The 24,734-nt window shown below is 62.5% G+C and carries 22 protein-coding genes and 1 tRNA gene; 14 read left to right on the plus strand and 9 right to left on the minus strand.

Features of this window, described 5'->3' with window-relative positions:
• Both CAPSK01_RS13910 and CAPSK01_RS13915 read right to left on the minus strand, forming a co-directional pair.
• On the minus strand, window positions 1-468 hold a 468-nt coding region (locus tag CAPSK01_RS13910), incomplete at its 3' end, for a carboxyltransferase domain-containing protein (RefSeq protein WP_034927763.1).
• A 170-nt stretch (window positions 469-638) separates the two neighbouring features.
• Window positions 639-1,253, minus strand: a complete 615-nt coding sequence (locus CAPSK01_RS13915) for a HAMP domain-containing sensor histidine kinase (protein WP_034927768.1) — start codon at window positions 1,251-1,253, stop codon at window positions 639-641.
• Between the two features lie 346 nt (window positions 1,254-1,599).
• Between CAPSK01_RS13915 and CAPSK01_RS13920 the strand changes: the two genes are divergently transcribed.
• On the plus strand, window positions 1,600-3,213 hold the full coding sequence (locus tag CAPSK01_RS13920) for a PAS domain-containing methyl-accepting chemotaxis protein (protein WP_273703709.1): 1,614 nt from the start codon (window positions 1,600-1,602) through the stop codon (window positions 3,211-3,213).
• 106 nt (window positions 3,214-3,319) lie between these two features.
• Window positions 3,320-3,958: an NUDIX domain-containing protein gene (locus CAPSK01_RS13925; protein WP_273703702.1), complete on the plus strand. Its 639-nt coding sequence runs from the start codon at window positions 3,320-3,322 to the stop codon at window positions 3,956-3,958.
• On the opposite strand, the gene CAPSK01_RS13930 is transcribed toward CAPSK01_RS13925, so the two are convergent.
• The 7 genes from CAPSK01_RS13930 to smc all read right to left on the minus strand — a co-directional run bounded on the left by CAPSK01_RS13930 (window position 3,950) and on the right by smc (window position 13,210).
• Complete coding sequence (locus CAPSK01_RS13930) at window positions 3,950-4,441, minus strand: low molecular weight protein-tyrosine-phosphatase (RefSeq protein WP_273703703.1); 492 nt, start codon at window positions 4,439-4,441, stop codon at window positions 3,950-3,952. The genes CAPSK01_RS13925 and CAPSK01_RS13930 overlap by 9 nt on opposite strands.
• 81 nt (window positions 4,442-4,522) lie before the next feature.
• Complete coding sequence (gene def, locus CAPSK01_RS13935) at window positions 4,523-5,056, minus strand: peptide deformylase (protein ID WP_034927773.1); 534 nt, start codon at window positions 5,054-5,056, stop codon at window positions 4,523-4,525.
• Window positions 5,049-5,792 carry an S-methyl-5'-thioinosine phosphorylase gene (locus CAPSK01_RS13940; protein ID WP_034927776.1) on the minus strand — a complete coding sequence of 248 codons (744 nt, stop codon included), beginning with the start codon at window positions 5,790-5,792 and terminating at the stop codon, window positions 5,049-5,051. The genes def and CAPSK01_RS13940 overlap by 8 nt, the downstream gene beginning before the upstream one ends.
• A 1-nt stretch (window position 5,793) precedes the next feature.
• Window positions 5,794-6,342, minus strand: coding sequence for a hypoxanthine-guanine phosphoribosyltransferase (locus CAPSK01_RS13945; RefSeq protein ID WP_034927880.1), 549 nt, complete (start codon window positions 6,340-6,342; stop codon window positions 5,794-5,796).
• A gap of 76 nt (window positions 6,343-6,418) precedes the next feature.
• Window positions 6,419-8,440 (minus strand): NAD-dependent DNA ligase LigA, encoded by a 2,022-nt coding sequence (ligA, locus tag CAPSK01_RS13950; RefSeq protein ID WP_273703704.1) that lies wholly within the window; start codon window positions 8,438-8,440, stop codon window positions 6,419-6,421.
• 16 nt (window positions 8,441-8,456) lie between these two features.
• Window positions 8,457-9,644: a cell division protein ZipA C-terminal FtsZ-binding domain-containing protein gene (locus tag CAPSK01_RS13955; protein WP_034927779.1), complete on the minus strand. Its 1,188-nt coding sequence runs from the start codon at window positions 9,642-9,644 to the stop codon at window positions 8,457-8,459.
• Window positions 9,645-9,652: 8 nt separating this feature from the next.
• On the minus strand, window positions 9,653-13,210 hold the full coding sequence (gene smc, locus CAPSK01_RS13960) for a chromosome segregation protein SMC (RefSeq protein ID WP_337958585.1): 3,558 nt from the start codon (window positions 13,208-13,210) through the stop codon (window positions 9,653-9,655).
• Window positions 13,211-13,345: 135 nt separating this feature from the next.
• On the opposite strand from smc, the gene queF reads away from it, so the two are divergent.
• The 12 genes from queF (at window position 13,346) to CAPSK01_RS23020 (ending at window position 24,504) form a co-directional block, all read left to right on the plus strand.
• The gene (gene queF / locus CAPSK01_RS13965) at window positions 13,346-13,765 is read left to right on the plus strand and encodes a preQ(1) synthase (protein ID WP_034927782.1); all 420 of its coding nucleotides are present in this window, start codon (window positions 13,346-13,348) and stop codon (window positions 13,763-13,765) included.
• 4 nt (window positions 13,766-13,769) lie between these two features.
• A complete protein-coding gene (locus CAPSK01_RS13970) occupies window positions 13,770-14,474 on the plus strand; it encodes a UPF0149 family protein (protein ID WP_034927889.1) in 705 nt (234 codons plus the stop codon).
• A gap of 86 nt (window positions 14,475-14,560) precedes the next feature.
• Window positions 14,561-15,754, plus strand: coding sequence for a succinyldiaminopimelate transaminase (gene dapC, locus CAPSK01_RS13975; RefSeq protein ID WP_034927785.1), 1,194 nt, complete (start codon window positions 14,561-14,563; stop codon window positions 15,752-15,754).
• Between the two features lie 10 nt (window positions 15,755-15,764).
• Window positions 15,765-16,586, plus strand: a complete 822-nt coding sequence (dapD, locus tag CAPSK01_RS13980) for a 2,3,4,5-tetrahydropyridine-2,6-dicarboxylate N-succinyltransferase (RefSeq protein ID WP_034927788.1) — start codon at window positions 15,765-15,767, stop codon at window positions 16,584-16,586.
• A 37-nt stretch (window positions 16,587-16,623) separates the two neighbouring features.
• On the plus strand, window positions 16,624-17,835 hold the full coding sequence (locus CAPSK01_RS13985; protein WP_273703705.1) for a PilT/PilU family type 4a pilus ATPase: 1,212 nt from the start codon (window positions 16,624-16,626) through the stop codon (window positions 17,833-17,835).
• Window positions 17,822-18,991 carry a succinyl-diaminopimelate desuccinylase gene (dapE, locus tag CAPSK01_RS13990; protein ID WP_273703706.1) on the plus strand — a complete coding sequence of 390 codons (1,170 nt, stop codon included), beginning with the start codon at window positions 17,822-17,824 and terminating at the stop codon, window positions 18,989-18,991. Before CAPSK01_RS13985 ends, dapE begins: the two co-directional genes overlap by 14 nt.
• Window positions 18,984-19,877 carry a 50S ribosomal protein L3 N(5)-glutamine methyltransferase gene (prmB, locus tag CAPSK01_RS13995; protein ID WP_034927793.1) on the plus strand — a complete coding sequence of 298 codons (894 nt, stop codon included), beginning with the start codon at window positions 18,984-18,986 and terminating at the stop codon, window positions 19,875-19,877. Before dapE ends, prmB begins: the two co-directional genes overlap by 8 nt.
• A gap of 34 nt (window positions 19,878-19,911) precedes the next feature.
• Window positions 19,912-20,541, plus strand: a complete 630-nt coding sequence (locus tag CAPSK01_RS14000; RefSeq protein WP_034927796.1) for a GDSL-type esterase/lipase family protein — start codon at window positions 19,912-19,914, stop codon at window positions 20,539-20,541.
• A gap of 51 nt (window positions 20,542-20,592) precedes the next feature.
• On the plus strand, window positions 20,593-23,229 hold the full coding sequence (gene pepN, locus CAPSK01_RS14005) for an aminopeptidase N (RefSeq protein ID WP_034927799.1): 2,637 nt from the start codon (window positions 20,593-20,595) through the stop codon (window positions 23,227-23,229).
• Window positions 23,230-23,376: 147 nt separating this feature from the next.
• Window positions 23,377-23,453 (plus strand) — tRNA-Arg (locus CAPSK01_RS14010).
• Window positions 23,454-23,634: 181 nt separating this feature from the next.
• A complete protein-coding gene (locus CAPSK01_RS14015) occupies window positions 23,635-24,282 on the plus strand; it encodes a LysE family translocator (protein ID WP_034927801.1) in 648 nt (215 codons plus the stop codon).
• A 96-nt stretch (window positions 24,283-24,378) separates the two neighbouring features.
• Window positions 24,379-24,504: a hypothetical protein gene (locus CAPSK01_RS23020; protein WP_273703707.1), complete on the plus strand. Its 126-nt coding sequence runs from the start codon at window positions 24,379-24,381 to the stop codon at window positions 24,502-24,504.
• Window positions 24,505-24,734: the final 230 nt, after the last annotated feature.

Consider the following 24,734-nt stretch of genomic DNA (forward strand, 5'->3'; position numbering starts at 1 on the left):
CAGATCGCCCAGGAAGGCAAAGCCTGGCTGGAAACCAAGCATGTAGACCTCGTAGGTGACGGAAGCATGCCGACGAGTCACCTCGGCCGCTGGCAGGCCGCAGGCCTGCGCGAGTTCATCGAGATCCGGCCCGCAGGCAGCCATCTCGTCGCCGTAACATACCGGCAATTGCCAGACACGTCCGCGCCGCTGCTCATCCCTGGCCGCCGACGAGCGCAGTGCAGCCTCTGCGTGTGTCGTAACGACCGGTTCGATTTCGGCGCGAGAGCACAGCAGGGGGTCATAGATGACGGTCAGCGAACGGAAGGTCGGCACCGTTTCGACGATCCCGTGCAGCTCGCCGCGGTCGATCGCCCGCGCCAGCGCTGCGTCGAGCGCCGCGACCGCGGTCAGCAGGTACCGCTCGATGTGCTCGCCAAACTCGATGGTCAGCGCCGTATCCCCGGCGTTGAGGATGCGAAAGCTCATGCCGCCATCTCCTTCAGATCGCCGGGCCGACACGCATGCACGACTCGTCCACCCCTACTCGCGTTCCATCCAGGAAGCGCAGAAATTCTTGAGATACCTCCCCAGGGTAGGCTGTTGGACGCGGATTCGTTTGCACATGAGGTTTTCTGGCAAAGGGGGCAACAATGATGCTATTTCGGCAGCAACAGGCGGAAAACGGCACCCCCGTCATTAGAAAGCCTGATCTCGCCCTGCTGACCGGCGTTCGCATGCATTTCTGCAATGCGTCGGGCCAGTCGGAGACCCAGTCCGGTGCCGTTCCTGGTTACCGGCGCCGCCACGCCGCTGGCATCGTCTAGCACCTCCTGGCGATAACCGTTGCCGTCATCACGAACCAGAAACTCGAGAAAACCGTCACGTTCCGCAACCTCGATGACGATGCGCGTGCGCGCATACCGCCCGGCGTTCTGCACGGCGTTGGCCAGCACCATGCGCACGACGGTTTCGTCGTAGAACCACAGCGTCGGTGCCTGCGAACAATCGAGGTCGATACGGCAGCGGCCGCGAACGCAGACGTCATCGACCAACTCGGCGGCAAGGTCGGCTGGAGCATGCGCTTCGATGTCCAGGGCGAGGCTGCCAACATCCGATCGGTAATAGGTGAGCAGTCTCGTCAGGGTATTCGAGGCATTGATGGTTTCATGCAGGGTATCCACATCGCCCCGGGCCTCGGCGCGGCCGGCCAGTTGGGCAAGACGGTTCTTGACGTCATGCAGCGTCAGGGCAGCGATATCGGCGAAGCTCATGAGGTGGCCTCCAGGGAGAACTTGCGCTGCACCTTGCAGCGATGTGGGTGATCGCGTGCTGGCGGCTGGTCTTGAGAGTCGCGAAGCGGCGAATCCTGGACCGCTTTGCAAGCTGTGATTGTCCGGGGTAATTCGATATCAGGCAAGGCCCTCGTGCCCATTGCTCGCGGCGGGACGAAGCCGCCGGAATCGAGTCCGCCGGCTTTTCCGGGCGACGAATACACGGGAATGCCTGCCTTACGGATTCATTGGCGCTTGTTGAATCGGCAATACTTAGGCATCATGCACAGACCTTTCACCAGAAGCTTCGCACATTGACGCCATGAGAAACAACCAACCCGTGACCATGATTGAAACCGTCATTCCCGAAGGCGAGTTCATCTACTCGCGCACTGACCTCAAGGGGGTGATTGAGGAGGCGAACGAGGCTTTTGCTGTGATCAGTGGCTACACCCGAGCGGAGATGATCGGGCAACCGCACAATATGGTTCGCCACCCGGACATGCCGGAAGCCGCATTCGCCGACCTCTGGACCGATCTCAAGTCCGGTCGCCCCTGGCGTGGTCTGGTCAAGAACCGTCGCAAGGATGGCGGCTATTATTGGGTCGTTGCGAATGTATCGCCGGTTCGTGAAGAGGGTCGGACAGTCGGCTACCAATCGGTGCGCTCACGCCCGACACGTCAGGAAATCGCGGCAGCAGAGGAGGCCTATGGACGGATCCGCAAGGGCGACCGATCCTTACGCATCCGGCACGGTCGGGTGGAACGTGTGTTGCCTGGGGTGGTCGATCGGTTCGCCAGCTTGCCGACGCAAATGCTGATCATGGGCCTGCTGGCAGTGCTTTCTGGAGGCCTGGAACTCGCCGCAGGATGGATGACGGATGGGCGATCGCTGGAACACGTGCAAACCATTCTGTCCACTGTGGTCGTGCTTTATGCCTTGTTCTTCCTGTTCTGGGTGATGCCGAAGGTATCGCGCGATCTCCAGGCCACGGCTGACTATCTCGATTCGGTCCTGTCAACCGGCGATCTCAAGACACGTCTCAATATTTCCCGTCGTGACATCGTCGGGCGCATTGCCCGCCTGGCCGACATGTTCATTTCTTCGATGCAGGCCACGATCCAGGGTATGGCGGACACTGCCAAACAGGTCGACGCTGCCAACAACCAGGTGCAGGCCGGCGTGCAGAACGTCAAACAGTCAGCGACCGTGCAAAGCGACGCCACCTCGGCTTCGGCGGCCGCCGTCGAGGAAATGACGGTATCCATCGGAGAAGTGGCGGCGCATGCCGCCAGCACCGAGGCTGCGGCCCTCAAGGCCGGCGGGGTCGCGCAATCCGGCGAGGAACTGTCGTTACGCGCCAGCCAGACCATTCTGGCGCTGGCCGGAACGGTGAAGGCGTCGGCACAGCAGGTAGAGTCGCTCGGCCAGCGCTCGGAGGAAATCAGTCGTATCGTCGCCGTCATCAAGGAAGTGGCCGACCAGACCAACCTCCTGGCACTCAACGCCGCCATCGAAGCTGCACGGGCAGGGGAGGCTGGACGCGGCTTTTCGGTCGTTGCCGACGAAGTGCGCAAACTCGCGGAGCGAACCGGCAAGGCGACCCACGAAATCAGCTGCATGATCGGCAGCATCCAGAACGAAACCAAACAGGCGGTGGAGTGCATGCGCAGCGGCGCGAATGAAGTCGAGGAGAGCGTTCGTCTGGTACAGGAAGCCCGCCAGGCATTGTGTGGCATCAATGAGCAGATGCAGACTACGGTGAGGATGGTGAGTGAAATCACTTATTCCTCGAGCGAGCAGCGAGCCGCCATGACCGAACTTGCGCAAAATGTCGAGCGCGTTGCCTTGATGACCGAACAGAACGTGGCGGTGACCAGAGAAACCGGAGCCATGGTCGACACGTTGACCGCAACCGTGAACCGCATGCGCAAGGCAGTTGGGCAATATCAGGTATGAACGTCGAGTGGCCTCTGGGTGGGAATTCAGCCGAGTCGCAGCCCTCGATGGTCGAGCAGCGCCTGCGGTAACGCCACCCTGAGCGCAAAGATTTCAGGAGGCCGGCATGAGCGGGCAGGATGTCGAGATTATTGAGCAGGAAATTTGCTATCAGGGCTTTTTCCGGCTGGAGCGCTTGCGGCTGCGCCATCGTTTGTTCGCCGGTGGCATGAGTCCTGCGATCGTGCGCGAGACCATCGAGAAGGGAGATGTCGCGGCCGTGCTGCTCTACGACCCGCAGCGCGACGAAGTGGTGATGATCGAGCAGTTTCGCATCGGCGCCCGCGCTGACCCGCGCGGGCCCTGGCTGCTGGAGATCGTCGCCGGTCTGATCGAGAACGGCGAGACGCCTGCGGCAGTGGCATGCCGTGAGGCGATGGAGGAGGCCGGGTGCACGGTTACGGATCTGCTACCGATCAGCAGCTTCTACACCAGCCCGGCCAAAACCTCGCAGCGCACTCACCTCTTCCTGGGTCGCGTCGATAGCCGCAACGCTGGCGGCATCCACGGTCTGGCCCACGAGGGGGAGGATATCCGCGTCGTCTGCCTGGCGGCCGAACAGGCAGTCGTCCTCGCCGAGCAGGGGCGCATTGACTCCGCCTGGCCACTGGTGGCACTGTGGTGGTTCGCTCGCCACCACCAGGAGGTGCGCCAGCGCTGGCTGGATCCAGGGAGTGGCATGCCTGACACGTTCCTGTCACGATGACATGCACCTGCGCTTGTAGTCGGCCAGCAACCCGGCTGCCGCCCACTCGCAAAGATCCAGGACCCGTTCGAATCCCGAGTCGGCACCGTAATAGGGATCGGGAATTTCGTTGATTCCGAGATCCGGGGCGTAATCGAGAAAATAGCCCAGCTTCAACCGGTGTTCCTCCGGGCACTGGCGTTGTAGCGCGAACAAATTGCTCTCGTCCATCCCAAGAATCCGGTCGAAACGATCAAAATCGGCGTCGATGACCGGGCGTGCGCGCAATCGGGAGAGATCGTATCCCCGCTTGGCTGCGATCCGACGCGCCCGCACATCCGGCGCTTCGCCGGCGTGGTAATGACCGTGCGTACCTGCCGAGTCGAGCTGCAGCATCGCCGCCAGCCCCTGCCGCTGCGCCATCGTTCGCGTCACCGCTTCCGCGATCGGCGAACGACAGATGTTGCCCATGCAGACAAAGAGAATCCGGTATGGCACATTCACGGTTCGCCTCCTCAGCAAAGATCAATTCCGCGCGGTTCAGGCCATGTCGGCGCACACCCCTGGCGTACCGGGAGCCCGGAGCTATTCAACGGCACCGGCACTACCTCCTGGAAAAAGCTCGTCGACAAAACCGAAGCGGCTGAAGTCCCTGATCCGCATCGGATAGAGGACGCCGTCGAGGTGGTCGCATTCGTGTTGCACCACGCGCGCGTGGAAACCGGCGACGCGGCGGTCGATCGCCCGACCGAAAGCGTCGCAACCGGTATAGCGCAGATGGCTCCAGCGCGGCACCCAGCCACGCAGACCGGGGACCGACAGGCAACCTTCCCAGCCTTCTTCGATCGTCGGTGCGAGCGGCGTCAGCACCGGATTGATCAACACCGTCCTTGGCACCTGCTCAGCATCCGGGTAGCGCGGATTGCCATCGACACTGAAAATCACCACCCGCAAACCGACTCCGATCTGCGGTGCGGCCAGACCGGCGCCGTCGAGATGGCGCATGGTTTCTTCGAGGTCCTCGATCAGTGCATGCAGTTGCGGGGTGTTGAACTGCTCGACCGGTCTGGCCTTCTGCCAAAGGCGCGGGTCGCCCATCCTGAGAACGGTTCTAATCATGGCTTGTCAGCATCCTCTCGATGATCGCGAGTACCTGCTGCATTGCCCCCTCCAGGACTGCGAGGATGGCCTCCATGCGGATGAGCTCGCGACTGTCACCGCGTCCCGCAGCGTAGTTGGCAACCACATTGATCGCCGCGTAGGGGATCGCCAGTTCGCGTGCCAGCACCGCTTCCGGCATGCCGGTCATGCCGACCACATCGGCGCCATCGCGTTCGAGGCGGTTGATCTCGGCGGCTGTTTCGAGACGCGGCCCCTGTGTTGCTGCATAGACTGCTGCCTCACTGACCCTGGCTCCGATCGCTGCCGCCGCGTCGACGAGCTGCCGGCGCAGAGCGCGATCGTAGGGCTCGGTGAAGTCGACATGCGTGACCGAACTGTGCGGCCCTTCGTGGAAGGTCGAGGAGCGTGCCCAGGTGTAATCGATGATCTGATGCGGGATCACCAGATCACCAGGACTGAGATCGGAACGAATGCTGCCGACCGCAGCCACCGCGACGATGCCGGCTGGCGCGCACTCGTGCAGGGCCCAGATGTTCGCGCGATAATTCACCTGATGTGGCGGAATCGTGTGTTCGTCGCCGTGACGTGCCAGAAAAACCAGCGGCCGGCCACTGAGCAGTCCAAAGGTCAGCGCTGCCGAGGGATTCCCGTAAGGCGTCGCCACCGGCCGGCGCTCCGCTTCCTCCAGCCTAGCGAGGCGGGTCAGCCCGCTGCCGCCGATGATGGCCAGCATCTCAATCCTCCCGCATGGCGTAGATCGCCGGCAGGTTGCGCCAGGCCCCGCGAACGTCCATGCCATAGCCGAAAAGAAAACGGTCGGGAACGCTCAGCGCGACGAAATCGGCCTGAATCGGCTTCTTTTTGCCAATCAGCTTGTCTGCGGCAACTGCCGTGTAGCAGGCGTCAGCACCCCGCGCCAGCAGGCGATCACGAATCGCGGCCAGCGTCAGCCCCTCGTCGAGGATGTCGTCAAGTACCAGAACGGTTCTGCCGCTCAGCGCGATCTCCGGCTCGATACGCCAGGATAGCTCACCACCGCTCCTGGCCTGGCCATAACGGCTGACATGCAGGTAGTCGACATCCAGGGGGAAGGTCAGTTGTGTCAGCAAATGGCCGGCGAAGGGGAGGCCACCCTTGAGCACACACAGCAACACCGGGTTGCGGTCACGCAAGCGTTCGCTGATTTCGCGGGCGACGCGGCGAACCGCGGCATCGACGGTATCGGCGGTGTGGATGAGGTCGGCCGAAGCGAGAATGGCCATTGCCTGCTGGGGATCGATCATCGACGTTCCGAATGGGTTGGTGAGGGTGAGGCGGCGCTGCCGCCAGCGCACCGCCCGATCCATGCCACGAACGGCTTCATTGTACCGGTTGCGCCAAGTTCAGCAGTCCCAGCAACTGCGCCTCGTCGATGACCGTGACCCCCAGGCGCCGGGCGTTTTCGAGCTTGCTGCCGGCCTCGACGCCGGCGACGACGAAATCGGTCTTTTTCGACACCGAGCTGCTGACTTTGCCGCCCGCGGTTTCGATCATCTGTTTGGCGGCCTCGCGAGTCAGCGTGGGTAATGCACCGGTCAGCACGAACACCTTGCCAGTGCTGGCGCTGGCGGTCGGCGTCGGGGCCTCGCCGTCGCGCCAGACCACCCCGGCAGCACGCAATTGCTCGATGACTTCGAGGTTGTGCGGCTCGCTGCTGAACTGGCGGATGCATTGCGCGACAATCGGGCCGACGTCGGGCACCTGTAGCAGATCGGCTTCGTCAGCAGCGAGCAGACGATCAAGATTGCCGAAATGACGCGCCAGATCCCGCGCCGTGGCTTCGCCGACGTTGCGGATTCCGAGCGCGTAAATGAAGCGCGCCAGCGTGGTCTGCTTGCTTTGCTCAATGGCCGAGAGCAGATTGTCCGCCGACTTGTCGGCCATCCGTTCGAGTTTGGCGAGTGCCAGCAAACCCAGCCGGTAGAGGTCGGCCGGGGTGCGCACGATGGCATGGTCTACGAGCTGCTCGACGAGTTTTTCACCCAGCCCTTCGATATCCATTGCACGCCGCGAAGCAAAATGCAGCAGCGCCTGTTTGCGCTGCGCCGGGCAGTAGATACCACCGCTGCAACGCGCTACCGCCTCCTCTGCGTTACGGACGACCTTCGAAGCACAGACCGGGCAGCTCGTCGGCATATTGAATTCGGGCGCTCCGGGGGGCCGTTTTTCCCTCTGCACGCGTACGATTTCGGGAATCACGTCGCCGGCACGACGAACGACGACGGTATCGCCGATGCGGAGATCCTTGCGCCGCACCTCGTCCTCGTTGTGCAGGGTGGCGTTGCTCACCGTCACGCCGCCGACGAATACCGGCGCCAGCCGCGCTACTGGTGTCAGTGCACCGGTACGGCCGACCTGGATCGAGATGTCGAGCAACTCGGTGAGCGCTTCCTCGGCCGGAAACTTGTGTGCAATCGCAAAACGCGGTGCGCGCGATGCGAACCCAAGGTGTTCCTGCGCTGCGAGATCATCCAGTTTGTAGACCACACCATCGATATCGTAAGGCAGCGAGGCGCGCTGCCTGCCGAGCTCGGCATAGTAGCCGAGCAGGCCAGCGAGGCCTTTGACCCGGCGACGTTCCGGTGCGACCGGAAAACCCCATTCGGCAAGCCGGTCGAGCAATGCCGAGTGCGTTGCCGGCAAGTCGGTCCCTTCAGCCAGGCCGATGCCATAGGCAAAAAAGCGCAGTGGCCGCGTTGCCGTGATGCGTGGGTCGAGCTGACGCAGGCTGCCGGCTGCGGCATTGCGCGGGTTGACGAACTCCTTCTCCCCTTTTTCGCGCTGCTGCGAGTTCAGCCGCTCGAAGTCGCTGCGCCACAACAGCACCTCGCCCCGCACTTCGAGCAGCGCCGGCCAGCCATTGCCCTGCAGGTGCAGCGGGATACTGTGCAAGGTGCGCAGATTGGCGGTGACATCTTCGCCCGTGGCACCGTCGCCTCGCGTCGCTCCGCGCACCAGGATGCCGTCCTGGTAGGTCAGGCTGACGGCGAGGCCGTCGAACTTGGGCTCGGCCGAATAATCGAGATCGCCATGAACCGCCAGCCCTTCACCGACACGGCGGTCAAATGCGGCCACCTCTGCGTCGGCAAAGGCATTGTTGAGCGACAACATCGGCGTCGCATGCGCTACTGCCGCGAACTCGGGCAGCGGCGCCGCGCCGACCCTTTGCGTTGGCGAATCAACGCTCACCAGTTCGGGGTGTGCAGCTTCCAGCGCCTGCAGCTCACGGAACAGGCGGTCGTACTCGGCGTCGCTCAGCAGCGGTGCATCGAGCACATAGTAGCGGCGGTTGTGCTCCTCGATCTCGGCCCGCAAGGCCAGAGCGCGCTCGCGGGCAGGCATGCGCGGGGCTTCCAAGTCAGGAAAACAGGCGGCACGCCAGGGCACCGCCAGCCGGCACCTGGCGTGTCGCCATCGCCGTCTGGTACTGCACCACCTGCCGACGAATCGGCTCGATGCTTCCCTCGGACAACGGCCGTCGGTTATCGTCGACCAGCGCGCCGTGCAGGGCGTCGGCAAAGCGTCTTGCCAGTTCGACCATCTGGATCAAGACGCGATCACCGTTCGCCACCCGCGGCACGTCGAGCAGGAAGGTCACCCCATGCGTCGTCAGGGTGCGCATCGATTCGGCCGAAAAGCCTTGCGTTTCCTGGTTGATGAGTACGTACAGCAGTCTGCCTTCGTCATCAAAACGGGCAAACCGGCCTTCCGGGTCGATGATCATTCCTGCTGATTCGGCGAGGGCACGCAACTTCGTGCCCGGAAATACCTGTCCCTGACTGATCACATTGACGCCGATCTGGATGTCGACACCGGCGCAGAACTCGTCGAGTTGCGACGCTATCCGCAAGGCTGGCTCGCGTAGCGGCAGCTCGGCAAAACCCATCAATTCAGTCGCGAGATCCTGCATGGCAAGATGAAAAATCGACAGGTCGCCATCGCGAACCGGACCCTGGCGGTCGACCAGCTGCAGTCCGATACGGATGTGCCGGTAGGCGCTGTCGGCCTCTTCGAGAATCGGCTCCCACTCGTGCTCCTGTTCGTTGAAGCCGATCCAGTGCACGGGTTTGCCCAGCCGGGCCAGGGCAGCACGTTGTGCTTCACGAATCTGGTAAGCTGCTGCCGGTTCGGATACTTCGATTGCAGCGATGTAATCGATCGTTGGCGATAGCAGGTATAGCGGTGTCGTGACCTCATTGATGGTTTTGACTGGCCTTTCCTCGTCAGTCCGCGCTGGTCGCGCGCTGGCCGGCAGCGCCTCGTCGTCGTCGTCAACCGGTACCGGCCTCGCCGCAGGCACGACGTTTGGCCTGGCGGCCGGGTTCAGCAGCGGTTCGAACCGCCCCGGATCCGGACCGGCGGTCATCCCGTCGGCATCATCAGCCACCACCGTAGTCGGCTCATCGAGCAGAACATCTGCCTGGCGAGCGCTCAACAAGGTTTCGGCAAGTTTTCGGTGCTTGTGCTCCTGCCATTTGTTGTAAGCCAGCACGCCAACGACGGCGGCGGCACCGAGGCCGATCAAACCCATCTGCAAGTCGGTCATATTCATTCCTAAACGAGTTGCTCGCGCATGCGCAGTGCTTCTTCGATATCGACTTCGACGATGCGCGAGACGCCGGATTCCTGCATGGTCACCCCGACGAGTTGTTGCGCCATCTCCATCGTGATCTTGTTATGGCTGATGAACAGAAACTGCGTATGGGCGGACATGCGTCGTACCATCGAGCAGAAACGTTCGGTGTTGGTATCGTCAAGCGGCGCATCGACCTCGTCAAGCAGGCAGAAAGGCGCCGGATTAAGCTGAAACATCGAGAATACCAGTGCAATCGCCGTTAATGCCTTTTCACCGCCCGAAAGGAGATGAATCGTGCTGTTCTTCTTGCCGGGTGGCTGCGCCATGACCTGCAGGCCGGCGTCGAGAATCTCCTCGCCGGTCATCATCAGACGCGCCTCCCCCCCCCCAAAGAGTACCGGAAACAACTCGCCGAAGCTGCGGTTAACCGAGTCGTAGGTGCTCTGCAGCAACTCCCGTGTTTCCCGGTCAATGCGGCGAATCGCGTTTTCCAGCGTCACCATCGCCTGTGTCAGATCGTCTGACTGGGCATCGAGATAACTCTTGCGTTCGCGGGCTGCTTCGAGTTCGTCGAGCGCGGCCAGGTTGACCGCGCCGAGCGCATCGATCGAGCGCTGCAGCGCGGCCAGCGCACTCTGCAGGGCCGTCGGGTGCGCCGCCGCGAGCTCGGGCAGCAGCGAGGATTCGTCGGCGCTGGCAGCGGCCAGTTGCGCCGCGAACTGCTCGAAACCAAGGCTGGCCGCCTGTTCCTTGAGTTTCAGTTCGCCGATCCGGTGGCGCAGCGGGTCGAGGCTCTGCTCGACCTTCAGACGTTCCTCGTCCAGTGCGCGCAGGCCACTCGCTGCAGCTTCAAGCGCATCGCGGGCGTTCGCCAGCGCGTGCTCGCGGGCGACGCGATGATCCAGGGCGGCCTGCAGGCAGGGCTCGAGATCGTCGGCTTGCCGAGCGCTGGCGCTCTCCTGGCAGCGCGCCAGCTCGGCATCGAGACGTTCGAGCTGCTGGCGCGCCAATTCCCGGTTGGCAGCCAGTTCCTGCAGTTTATTACTGCACTCGCGCTGTGAGAACTCGGCTTCGCGCAGTTCACGTTCGGCCCGGTTGACCCCTTCACGCTCGTCCTTCAACGCCCGCTCGGTCTGCTCGAGCAGCATCCTCGCTGCAGCGGACAGCGTCTGCAGTTCCTGAATCTGTTGATGTTGTCGATCGATGGCTGCGTCGGCGATACCCAGGCGTTCGCTCTCGTTTTCCTCTTCTGCAGCCAGTTCGGCCAGGCTGGCGTCGATCTGCGCCTGCCGCTCACGAAAACGTTCGCTGGCCTGCACAAGCTGCAGCACTTCAACCTGCAGTGTATGTGCCCGGTTTTGCAGAGCGCTTACTTGCTGGCGAGATTCGTGCAGGCTTTGCTGCGCTTCGGCGAAGCGCCCTTCGATTTCGCCGAGGCACTCCTGTGCCTGTACGACGCTTGCCTCACGCTCGGCAATCACCGCCACCAGCGCGTCGATCTCGCGCTGGCGTTCAAGCAGGCCATGCCCATCATTGTCGGGCGCAAACAGCGTCACACTCTGTCGGTTGACAATGTCGCCGCCAGGGGTAACGCAACAGGCACTCGCCGTCAGGCTGCCGCGACGAGTCAGAGCAGCCGCCAGATCGGGAGCGCTGTGCACCTCGCCAAGCCAGTCGGCAAGAATCGCCGACAAGACCGCATCTTGGCAGTGAATTCGCGCCAACAGCAGTTCGTCGGCAGGCGTTGCCGCTGGCCTCCCGTCGGCCAGCGGCAGAAGCAGCGTCAATTTTCCGCTCGGCCGGTCCTGGCTCCACGCCGCGTCGGCAGCGTCGGCGGGCAAGGCGGCCAGGCGCTCGCGCAGCACGGCTTCGACGGCATCTTCCCAACCGGCTTCGACCTGCAGCGCTTTCCACAGGGGTTCACCGTGCTGCAAGCCATGCCGGCGCAGCCAGTCGTCGAGTTTGCCGTTGGCCTGCAAGCGTTGCTGGAATTGTTGCAGGGCCATCCTGCGGGCTTGCGCCTCGGCGCGTTCCCTCTGCGCTTGCTGGAATTCGGCCAGGATCGTGCGCCGCTGCTGCTCAAGACGCGGCAATTGGTCCTGCTGAGCCTTCTGGCTTGCCAGTGCCTCGACAATCCGCTCGCGCAATTCGGCAAGCGCCGCCTGCCGGGCGGCAAGGTCCGCGAGATCGGGAGCCACCAGCACCGCACGTTCGGCGGCCAGACGTTCGCGGTGGCCGACGACTCTCTGCAACGAACGCTGCGCGTGCCCACGATTCGCCTGTTCGACGTGCAGGCGCTGTTCGGCCAGGGCTACCTCGGCGCGCTGGCGGTTGACCGCTGCCAGCGCAGAAACATATCTTTCCTCGGCCAGCGGCAAGCGCTCCTGGCACGCTTCGAGGCGCAACCGGCCCTGCTCGACACGTGCGTCGGCAAGTGCCAGCAGATCCTGCCAACGTTCATCGTCATTCGCCAGATTGCCGGCCTGCGCCTGCCAATGCGCCCGCTCTTCGGTCAGCTTTGCCAGCCGCATCTCATGCTCGCGCTGCGACTCCTGGCGGTGACGGATCTCGGCTTCGAGGCGTGCGACTTCAGCATTGGCCGCAAAAAGGCCGCTCTGTGCCACATGCACGCCATCACTGGCGGCAAAATGGGCTTCCCTGGCCTCCTCGAGACGCCTCTCGAGAGCACGCAAAGCAGCGTTTCTGGCTTCGAGATCGACGCTTGCCAGGTCGACCTCGCGCGCCAGTCGTTCGCGCTCGAGTTGGGCTTCATTGCGCCGCAGGAACCACAGCAATTGCTGCTTTCTGGTCAGTTCTGCATGGTATTCGCGATACTGGCGGGCGATGCTGGCCTGACCTTCGAGCCGTTCCATCTGCAAACCGAGTTCAAGGCGGATATCTTCGACTCGAGCCAGGTTCTCGCGCGTATCGGCGAGACGGTTCTCGGTTTCCTTGCGCCTTTCCTTGTAGCGGGTCACTCCGGCCGCCTCTTCGAGAAATACCCGCAGCTCGTCGGGCTTGGCCTCGATGATTCGCGAGATGGTTCCCTGGCCGATGATCGCGTAGGCGCGCGGCCCCAGGCCGGTACCGAGAAAAAGGTCGGTGACATCCTTGCGACGGACATGCAGGTTGTTGATGTAGTACTCGGATTGGCCGTTGCGCGTCAGCAGCCGCCGGACCGACAGTTCCGCATACTGCGACCACTGTCCCGAGAGGCGTCCGAGCGAGTTGTCGAAGACCAGTTCGACCGCTGCTCGCGATACCGGTTTGCGGCTTCCCGAACCGTTGAAGATCACGTCCTGCATCGATTCGCCACGCAGCTCCGAGGCTTTCGATTCGCCGAGCACCCAGCGCACCGAATCCATCACGTTGGACTTGCCGCAACCATTCGGGCCGACCACCCCGACGAGTTGTCCAGGCAGCGCAATGGTCGTCGGATCGACGAAGGATTTGAAGCCGGCAAGTTTCAGTTTGGTCAGGCGCATGAACCAGAACGCGACCGCGGCAGCCGCGCCAGAAGAGATCGGAAAAAACATGGTGCCACGCGGGTGTCACCCCGCACCCTGGAGGTGGACAACCCGCGAATATTCCTGCGGAATGCCATTGTAAGCGCTTATAATAACACTCCGCCTGCCCGATTCGTTTCCCACTGGATGCCACTCGGAATGACCATGACCATCACATCGGCCAGCACCCTCGAAACCTTTCCCAATCCGGCGCCGCAACGGGATTTCCATATTCACATGGAAATCCCGGAATTCACCTGTCTGTGCCCAAAAACCGGCCAGCCGGATTTTGCGACCCTGCTTCTCGATTACATTCCGGACCAGACCTGTGTCGAACTCAAGAGCCTGAAGCTCTATATCTGGTCCTTCCGCAACACTGGCTGCTTTCACGAGGAAGTCACCAACCGCATCCTGGACGATCTGGCAAGCGCCACGCAACCGCGCTACATGCGACTGACGGCGCGCTTCTACGTGCGTGGCGGCGTATTTACCACAATCATTGCCGATCACCGCCAGGCAGGCTGGACACCCGCGCCGATGGTGCAACTCGCCGACTTCGCCAGCCAATCCAATACCCGTGGCTGAGATCATGATCACCGACCAGCAACTCCTGCGTCTTGAGCAACTGCTCGAAGAACCCGCGCTTGCCCAGTCGATGCGCCTTGACGAAGCACAAGGCTACCTCTGCGCAGCGTTATCGGGCCCACAACCAACGCCCGAAGCGCAGTGGCTGAACGAAATACTGGGCGGTGCGGAGGCGATCACCAGTGCTGCCGGGCGCGAAGCCGCCGACTTGCTGCACCTGCTCGCCACCCAGTTGCAGTCCGAACTGGCCAGCGGCGAACCTCTCATGCTGCTGCTATATGCCCAGGACGAAGACGAAAATTCTCCCAGCGACTACGTACCCTGGTGCCAGGCCTATCTGCACGGCATCGATTCGGCGCCGCTAGGCTGGTTCGAAGCGCTTGGGGCAAACGATGACAAGGAAGACAGCGAAGAGATCGCCTACCTTGACGAGCAACTCTTCCCGCTGTTCATGCTCACTGGCGACGCCGAAGCGGCGGCCGGTGAAGCCGGCGAGGAATGGCTGTCGGGCAGAGAACTCGAACGCTTGCGAGAAGAATGCGAAGACCAGTTGCCACAGGCGGTAACCAACATACACCGCTTCTGGATCGCGCAGCGCAGCGTCAAGACCTTTCGCCATGAGCAGGCCAGAACTGGTCGAAATGAGCCCTGTCCTTGTGGCAGTGGCAAGAAATACAAGCGGTGCTGCGGAGCATTGTCGGCGGCATAGGGCGGCAAACTCCCCGGACGCTCCGTCACCATTCCGCTGCACGTAGCCCTTATAATCCAGCGTCCCGGCATGAGACGTACGAGCCAGTGAATCCCCACCTCAGCAAGCTGCAACCTTATCCCTTCGAGAAGTTGCGACAGCTTTTTAGCGGCGTCACGCCGAACCCTCGGTACCGCGAGATCAGGCTGTCGATTGGCGAACCGCAGCACGCAACGCCGGCGTTCATCAAGGACGCGCTGAGCGCCGGGCTCGGCGGACTGGCCAGTTATCCCAGCACCCTGGGCAGCGGCGAATTGCGCCGCAGCATTGCCGCCTGGCTGCAGCGCCGCTACGGCCTGCCGGGTATCGACGCGGAAACCCAGGTGATTCCAGTCAATGGCTCACGCGAGGCCTTGTTTGCCTTTACCCAGACGATTGTCGATGCGTCGCGGGGCTACACGCCGCTGGTCGTCAGCCCCAACCCCTTCTACCAAATCTATGAGGGCGCGGCTTACCTCGCCGGTGCCGAACCGCGTTTTCTGAACACCCTGCCGAGCAACAATTACGCATTCGACTTCGCAGCGCTGAGCGAGACCGAATGGCAGCGTGTACAGCTCTTCTTCGTCTGCTCGCCGGGTAACCCGACCGGCAAGGTGCTTGGCCTCGATGACTGGAAACAGTTGTTCGCCCTTGCCGACCGGTATGGCTTCGTGATTGCCTCGGACGAATGCTACTCGGAGATATTCTTCGACGAAACCAGGCCGCCGCTCGGCTGCCTGCAGGCCGCCCGTCTGCTCGGTCGCGATTTCGAGCGCTTGGTGATGTTCTCCAGCCTGTCCAAGCGATCCAATGTTCCCGGCATGCGTTCGGGCTTCGTTGCTGGCGATGCCGAGACCCTCAAGTCGTTTCTGCTCTACCGAACCTATCATGGCAGTGCGATGAGTCCGGCAGTCCAGGCCGCCAGCGTTGCGGCCTGGAACGACGAGGCGCACGTCGTCGAAAATCGCCGCCAATATACGGAAAAATTCGCGGCGGTCACGCCACTCCTGAGCGATGTCCTGGCCACCGCCATGCCCGACGCCGGCTTCTACCTTTGGGCCAGAGCACCGCTTGGTGACCGTGATTTCGCTCGTGCGCTGCTCGCCGACTATAATGTGATCCTGCTGCCTGGAAGCTACCTGGCGCGCACTGCCCAGGGAATCAATCCGGGCGCAGGCTACCTGCGAATCGCACTCGTCGCCCCACTCACCGACTGCGTCGAAGCCGCCAGGCGTATCCGTTCATTCATTGCAAAACTCTAGGAAGACAGTCATGCAGGCAATCCAGAAGATCATCGATGAGGCGTGGGAGAATCGCAATTCGCTGCAACCCGGTCAAGCACCGACAGCCATCAGCGATGCCGTGGCAAGTGTCATCAGCCAGCTCGACGAAGGCACCCTGCGCGTAGCCGAAAAGATTGCTGGCGATTGGTTTACCCACCAATGGATCAAGAAGGCCGTGCTGCTTTCGTTCCGGCTGCAGGAAAACATGCTGCTCGATGGCGGCGCGATGCGCTATTTCGACAAGGTACCGAACAAGTTTGCCAGTTACGACAGCGAACGGTTTGCGCGTGGCGGTTTCCGCGTCGTTCCACCGGCCACTGCCCGCCGCGGCGCTTTCATCGGCAAGAACGTGGTGCTGATGCCCTCGTACATCAACATCGGCGCTTATGTCGATCAAGGCACGATGGTCGACACCTGGGCAACGGTCGGTTCCTGTGCACAGATCGGCAAGAATGTACACCTCTCGGGGGGGGTCGGTATCGGTGGAGTGCTTGAGCCTCTGCAGGCCAACCCGACGATCATCGAGGATAATTGCTTCATTGGCGCCCGTTCGGAAGTTGTCGAGGGCGTCATCGTCGGCGAAGGTTCGGTGATCTCGATGGGCGTTTATCTGGGTCAGTCCACCAAGATCTATGACCGTGAAACCGGTACGGTGAGCTATGGCCGCGTGCCGCCGGGGTCGGTCGTCGTTGCCGGCAACCTGCCCGCCAGGGACGGCAGTTACAGCCTTTACTGTGCGGTCATCGTCAAGAAGGTGGATGCTGGCACACGCGCCAAGACCAGCATCAATGATCTGCTGCGCGGCGACTGATCGCTCGCGCATCGATTCCTGATCCGGCGGCGAGCAAATGATTCTCGACAAGCTTTTTCATGTGATGGCCGACCGGCGCGCCTCGGACATCTTCATCTGCGCGGGCGCGCCGATCCACATCAAGATTCAGGGCACGACCGTACCGGTCAATCAGCAGGTCATGGCGCCGGAGATGATCGAGAAGATCGCCACCGAACTGTTGAGTCCGGAGCAGGCCGCGACCTTCGAAGCGACGAAGGAGATGAACCTCTCGTTCGGCATCGCCAGGCTCGGCAATTTCCGTATCAATTTGTTCCGGCAGCGCGGCTCGATCTCGATCGTCGTGCGTTACGTGGTAGGCAACATCCCGGCGCTCGACACCCTGGGGCTACCGTCGGTACTGGCCGACCTGGTCATGGAAAGGCGCGGCCTGGTTCTGATCGTCGGCTCGACGGGCTCAGGAAAATCGACCACCCTGGCGTCGATGCTCGACTATCGGAATAGCAGTTGTACGGGTCACATTCTCACCATCGAAGATCCGATCGAGTATCTGTTCAGGCACAAGAAATCGCTGGTCAACCAGCGCGAGATCGGCATGGATACCCTCGGCTGGGAGCATGCCTTGAAGAACGCCATGCGGCAAGCCCCCGACTGCATCCTGATCGGCGAAATCCGTGACATGGAAACCATGCAGGCAGCGATGGCCTACGCACAGACTGGCCACCTCTGTCTCGGCACGCTGCATGCCAACAACAGCTATCACGCACTCAACCGGATCATCAACTTTTTTCCGAGCGATAGCCGGAATGCCTTGTACATGGACCTCTCGGTCAGCTTGAAGGCCATCGTTTCGCAGCGTCTGGTCAAGAAGAAGGATGGTCAGCAGACGCCGGCAGTCGAGGTTTTGCTCAACAGTTATCACGTGCAGGAACTGATCGAGCAGGGCGACATCCCGGCCCTCAAGGAAGCAATGGAACAGAGTCTCGCACCGGGGTCGCAGACCTTCGAACAGGATCTCGTCCGGCTTTACCGAAGCGACGTGATCACGCTGCAGGAAGCGCTGCTCAATGCCGACTCACCCACCAATCTGTCCTGGCTGATCAACAACTTCGAAGCGACCGGCGCATCGGGAAGTGAAGACAAGCAGCGGCAAGAAACCGTGTTCGATCTCTCCGGAACCAACCCATCCAGCCCCTCGTACAAGGAGTTTACGCTCAGCCTCGACGAAGCTGAGAGCGCAACTCAGGAAGCCCGAGATGGCAAGCGGTGACGGAACCAAGGCAGTCGCTCGTGATCCCACGCTGGCATTGGCCGAGCAGCTGATCGCTTGTCGATCGATCACTCCCGAAGATGCCGGTTGCCAGCAGATCGTCGCCAACCGTCTTGAAGCCGTCGGTTTTCACTGCGAATTCATGAATCGCGGCTGCGTCAGCAACCTCTGGGCACGCCGCGGCGACCGCCGCCCGCTGCTCTGTCTGGCCGGCCACACCGACGTTGTCCCGAGCGGACCTCTGGAACAATGGCACAGCGATCCGTTTCAGCCGGTACGCAGAGACGGCCTGCTGTATGGGCGAGGCGCTGCCGACATGAAGGCTTCGCTGGCCGCTTTCGTGACCGCTGTGGAGGCTTTCGTCGCTGCCCGTCCATCCCATCGCGGTTCGCTTGCCCTGTTGCTCACTTCCGATGAGGAAGGCGACGCCATCGACGGCACCGCCGCCGTCATCGATGCGCTGCAGCGGCGTGGCGAGCTGATCGACTACTGTATCATCGGCGAGCCGACAGCGCTCCACAGCCTCGGCGACATGATCAAGAATGGCCGACGTGGCTCGCTCTCGGGAAAACTGACCGTCAAGGGTGTGCAGGGCCACATCGCCTATCCCCATCTGGCGAAAAACCCGATCCATCTGGTTGCGCCGGCGATTGCCGAACTGGCGAACATCACCTGGGATGACGGCAACGAGTTTTTCCCACCGACCACCTGGCAGGTCTCGAACATCCACGCCGGCACCGGCGTCAACAATGTCATTCCCGGCCGTGTCGAGATCGACTTCAACTTCCGCTTCGGGACCGCCAGCACGCCGCAACAACTGCAGACCCGTCTGTGTGCGCTGCTCGAACGGCATGGGCTGGACCACGACATCGTCTGGACGCTGGGGGCCAGGCCCTTCCTCACCGGCCGTGGCGCCCTGATCGACGCCGCCCTGCGGGCGATTCGTGCGGAAACCGGCCATGCCGCCGAACTATCGACCAGCGGCGGTACCTCGGACGGTCGCTTCATCACCGAGATCTGTCCGCAGGTGCTTGAGATCGGTCCGGTCAATGCCACCATTCACCAGGTCAACGAATGCGTCGAGGTCGCCGCCCTGCCGCAACTCGCTGCGATCTATCTGCGGATGATCGAAGCGTTGTTACCCGCCGATGTTTGAGCAGGCCCAGACCGAACTGTCGACGCTGCGCGACCTGCTGCGCTTTGCGGTCAGCCGCTTCAACGAGGCGCAACTGTTTTTCGGCCACGGTGCCGACAACGCCTGGGACGAAGCCGCCTACCTGCTGCTGCACAGCCTGCACCTGCCCCTGGAGCGACTCGAACCCTTTCTCGACGCAACCCTGACCAGTGACGAACGGGCCGCCGTGCTGCAGGTCATCGATCGCCGAATCCGGGAGAGGCTGCCGGTCGCCTACCTGACCAACGAGGCCTGGCTGGGCGAATATCGTTTTTATGTGGACCAGCGGGTGATCGTTCCGCGTTCGTTCATCGCCGAGCTGCTGCGCGAGCAACTGACGCCCTGGATCGACGATGCCCACGCGGTGACTGCCGTTCTCGACCTCTGTACCGGATCGGCCTGTCTCGCGATCCTCGCGGCACACGCTTTCCCGGCCGCCCGCATCGACGCCGTCGACATCTCGCCGGAGGCACTCGCGGTGGCGCGGCGCAACGTTAACGACTACGATCTCGCAGCGCAGATCCGGCTCGTCGAAGGGGATCTCTTCGCCGCCCTCAAGGGCAAGCGCTACGACCTGATCATCGCCAATCCGCCCTACGTCAATGCCGCGTCGATGGCCACCCTTCCCGAGGAATATCGACGCGAGCCCGAACTGGCGCTGGCCAGCGGTCCGGATGGACTCGATCTGACGCGCGCAATCCTTGCCGGCGCGCGCCAGCATCTGCGGCCAAACGGTCTGCTGGTCGTCGAAATCGGCCATAATCGCGATGCCCTGGAAGCCGCTTTTCCGGCGACGCCCTTCACCTGGCTCGACACCAGCGCTGGCGATCAGTATGTCTTCCTGCTGCATCGCGACGAGCTGCCGTGATCCGAAGGTCGTGTATCTGCCCGATTGACAGGCCATGAGTCGCCTCCGCCTGCTGTTGTTCGCCATGCTCCTCCTCGCCGGTTGCCACGACTCGGCACGGCTGGCGTTGCTGCCGCCAGGCAGCCCGGTCCTTGCCTTTGGCGACAGCATTACCTTCGGTAGTGGCGCCGCTCCGGGGGAGGACTATCCGGCTCGACTCGCGGCGATCAGCGGCTGGCAGGTCCATAACGCCGGTATCCCGGGCGATACGGCAGACGCTGCCCAGGCGAGAATTGACGCAGCGATTGCCCAGACCCGGCCGGCGCTGGTGATCGTCGAAATCGGCGGCAACGACTTCCTCCGAAGGCGCCCGGAAGCGGCCGTCAAGGACGATCTGCGCGCCATCGTCAGGGCCATCAGGCAGTCCGGCAGCCAGGTCGTTCTGGTCGCCGTGCCCAGGCTCTCGCTGATCGGTGCGGCAACCGGCAGGCTACCCGATTCGGCGATCTACGCCGAGCTGGCCAAAGAAGAAAGACTGCCACTGGTCGAAGGCGTTCTCGCCGCCATTCTCTCTGACCCGACGCTGAAGGCCGACCCCATTCACCCCAATGCCGGTGGCTACCGCAAACTTGCGGACGGCATCGCCGAGCAACTGCGCCGCTCCGGCCTGCTCAACAAGCCTTGACCGATCGTCGTCGCCAGACAGGCACGACTGGCAGAAAGACATGGACACGTGATGAAAACCGAAACCCCGCAGATCATCCATCGCCAGGATTACACTCCACCCCCCTTCCTGGTCGATCGTGTGGACCTCGACGTGCAGTTTCACGCCGACGCAGTCCTGGTCACTAGCCACCTGCAATTGCGGCGCAATCCGGCGGTGGCGCCCGGGCAGCCGCTGCAACTCGACGGCCATGGGCTGGCAACGCTTTCGGTTGCCATCGATCGACAGCCGCTCGGTGCAAACGACTACACCTGCACCGACTCGGCGCTGATCATCGACAACCCGCCGGATGCGCTGCTGTTGAGCACGCTGACACGGATCGATCCCGACCACAACACCAGCCTCTCCGGACTCTTTCGCTCGAAGGATGGCTACTTCACACAGTGCGAGGCACAGGGTTTCCGCAGAATCACCTGGTTCCCGGATCGTCCGGACATCATGTCGCGCTACACCGTCACCCTGCACGCCGACAAGGAGAGCCTGCCAGTGCTGCTGGCGAACGGCAACCCGGTCGGCAGGGGTGACGAAGGCCTCGACCGCCACTGGGCAAAGTGGGAAGACCCTTTTGCCAAACCCTGCTATCTGTTCGCACTGGTTGCCGCTCGCCTCGAAGTGCTGCGCGACCGTTTCACCACTGCCAGCGGGCGCAGCGTGCAACTGGCGGTGTATGTCGAGCCCGGCAAGCTCGATCAGTGCGCGCACGCGATGAACGCCCTGCAGCGCGCGATGCGCTGGGACGAGGAAACCTTTGGGCTCGAATGCGACCTGGATCACTACATGATCGTCGCCGTCGGCGACTTCAACATGGGCGCGATGGAAAACAAGGGCCTGAACATCTTCAACACCAAGTACGTACTGGCCCGTAGCGACACCGCCACCGATGGCGATTACCAGAACATCGACCGTGTCGTCGCGCACGAGTACTTCCACAACTGGACCGGCAATCGCGTGACTTGTCGCGACTGGTTTCAGCTCTCGCTCAAGGAAGGACTGACCGTCTTCCGCGACCAGGAATTCGGCGCCGACATGCACAGCCGCGCGGTCACCCGCATCCGCGAAGTCCGCGCCCTGCGCGCCGCGCAGTTTCCCGAAGACGCCGGCCCGATGGCGCATCCGGTACGCCCCGACTCCTACATCGAGATCAACAATTTCTACACCAGCACCGTCTATGAAAAAGGCGCCGAAGTGGTGCGCATGATCCAGACGCTGATCGGCAGGCCCGCCTTCCGGCGTGGCATGGACCTCTACTTCGAGCGCCATGACGGTCAGGCCGTGACCTGTGACGATTTCGTCGCCGCCATGGCCGATGCCTCGGGCGTTGACCTCACGCAATTCAGGCGCTGGTACGACCACGCCGGTACGCCGCGGCTGCGCGCCAGCGGCAGTTATGACCCAGGCTCGCAGCGCTACCGGTTGACGCTGTCGCAGTCACGTCCGACGGCACCTGGCGAGCCTTTCCACATCCCGGTGGCGATCGGCCTCAACGGTCCGGACGGCGCCGACCTGCCGCTGCGGCTGCTGGGAGAAAGCCTTTGCGCCGAGCGCGGCCGGACAACGCGCGTTCTCTCACTGACGGCCGGCGAACAGCAGTTCGTCTTCGAAGATCTGCCGGTCGCCCCGATCCCTTCGCTGTTACGCGACTTTTCAGCGCCGGTGATTCTCGATTACGACTGGCGCAATGAAGACCTGAGCCACCTCCTCACCCACGACAGCGACCCCTTCAACCGCTGGGAAGCCGGACAGCGCCTGGCCAGCCGACTGATCCTGGCGGCCGCCGAAGACCTGACCGCCGGTCGGCCGGTGCGCTGGCCGCAGAGCTTCGCTGCCGCCGCCGCACAGGTTCTTGGACAAGCCTCGGCAGACCCGGCTTTCGCTGCCGAAGTCCTGACGCTGCCCGGCGAAGCGACGCTCGCCGAGGAAGTCGCGGCCGTCGACCCGGATGCACTGCACGCAGCCCGCAACGGTCTGCGCCGCTTCCTTGCCGAACAACTTCACGACGAGTTGCGCCAGTGCTACGAGTCGCTGCGACCGAACGGCCCCTATCAGCCGACCCCCGCCGCTGCCGGCAGGCGCGCGCTGCGCAACCTCTGCCTGGGCTATCTCAACGAACTCGATGACGCCGAAATGCGGACCCTGGCGCTGCGTCAGTTTGCGTCAGCCGACAACATGAGCGATCAGTTCGCCGCCCTCGGCACGCTTGCCCAATACGACTGCCACGAATGCACGGAAGCCCTGGCCACCTTCTACGAGCGTTGGCATGACGAAGCGCTGGTGGTGGACAAGTGGCTGTCGGTACAGGCGTCAAGCCGCCTACCCGAGACGTTGGCAACGGTACGGCGCCTGCTGAGCCACCCTGCTTTTGACCTGCACAATCCGAACAAGGTCTACGCGCTGATCAACACCTTCGGCAACAACCACGTACGTTTTCATGCTGCCGACGGCAGCGGATACCATTTCCTCGCTACGCAGATCGGCCAGATTGACGCCCTCAACCCGCAGGTGGCCGCGCGTCTGACCCGGCGCTTCGATCGCTGGCGCAAGTTTGACGCGACCCGGCAGGGGCACGCGCGCTCGGCGCTCGAAAGCCTGCAGGCAATCGACGGACTGTCATCCGATGTTCACGAGATCGTCGGACGAGCCCTGGGCTGAACCCGGATCCAGTCCTCGCAGGGCCCGGCGACCGATTCCATCCGGCATGCCTGGGCAGAACATCGGCCCAGGCCACGCCGGGCAGTGCAAATAGTGCTTGAGTGGGGCGAACCGGCTGGGTATAATCTCGCCCTCAAACACGGCAAGGCGCCCGTAGCTCAGTTGGATAGAGTACTTGGCTACGAACCAAGGGGTCGGGCGTTCGAATCGCTCCGGGCGCGCCAATGGAATCAAGAGGAAGGGTTAGGTAGAAATACCTGGCCCTTTTCTCGTTTTCAGGATGATGCGTATGGTCACACAGCGGCACAACCTGTATCCCTTGTTGGTGCGACTGCTTCCCGACTGCCAGCGTCATCCCGAACCTCCCGTTCCGCGGATAGTGGAACGTCATTCAAGGTTGTCGCAATGACCGATCTATTTCCACCTTGGCCGCTGTTCTCGGCATTTCTTGTGGCGAGCTTGGTCCTCGCGGTCACACCAGGCCCCGGCGTGCTCTACATCGTTACACGCAGTCTCGTGCAGGGTCGCCGTTTCGGCTTGGTGTCGGTAGCCGGCGTCGCGCTCGGCAACCTTGGCAACGCCATCGCTGCATCAGTCGGCCTTGCCGCATTGTTTTCGGTCTCGTCCCTGGCCTTCTCCATGGTCAAGTATGCTGGCGCTCTCTACCTCATTTACCTGGGTGTACAAATGCTCCGTTCTCCCTCGGCCGAGCGCGCTGTCCCCACCACTGCCGCCTCACCACTGGGCCGCGTGTTCCATGAAGGTTTCGTGGTTGCCCTCCTGAATCCCAAGACCACTGTTTTCTTTGCCGCGTTCCTGCCCCAGTTTCTGAGCCCAGAGGCGCCGCCGATGCTTCAAGGAGTGATGCTTGGTTTCCTCTTCGTGGCAATCGCTGCCGTGACAGACAGCGCCTACGCTTTGGCTGCCGCCGTGGTTGCGCCCGTTCTGCACGGTAAAGGAGTGGGTCGCCTAGGTCGCCGCCTGGGAGGCGGCGTGTTCATAGGCCTGGGTGTTTACACTGCATTGGCCGGGCCGCCGCGCAGCGCCAAATAGGCCGATCGTTCCAGAAGGCTGACGGCAAGCTGCTCTCATCGATGCTCTGCCGCACCAGGTTGATCATCCCGTCGACAGGTATTTCGAGACCCATGGATGATGGCTTCACTACTGGTTTGGCCGCATCTTCCTCGGCTGTTCAGCAGCCGCTTCTTCCGTGTCGATCTCAGGAGCCGAATCCTGATCCACCTCGCCTTGCTGGCGCTCTCCCAAAGTGCCTGACTGGTGGGCGGACGCGAGCCTGTTGTCCGGGTTTTTGTGCAGCCAATCATGTCACTCTTTGACGTCGTCCAGCAGACGCTTCGATACCTCCAGCAATCGCTCCGCCGGCCGCCTCTTCAGCCACTCGTCGTTCAATTGCAGAAGGTCGTGCTTGCGCAGGTGCATGGCGTCGGGTCGTCGTTACGTTAACGTCAGTTCGGGATAACGAAGCCAAAAAATTAGCGTTAACA

Origin of the sequence: Candidatus Accumulibacter vicinus (assembly GCF_000584955.1) — a bacterium.
In the GTDB taxonomy this organism is placed as follows: Bacteria; Pseudomonadota; Gammaproteobacteria; order Burkholderiales; family Rhodocyclaceae; genus Accumulibacter; species Accumulibacter vicinus.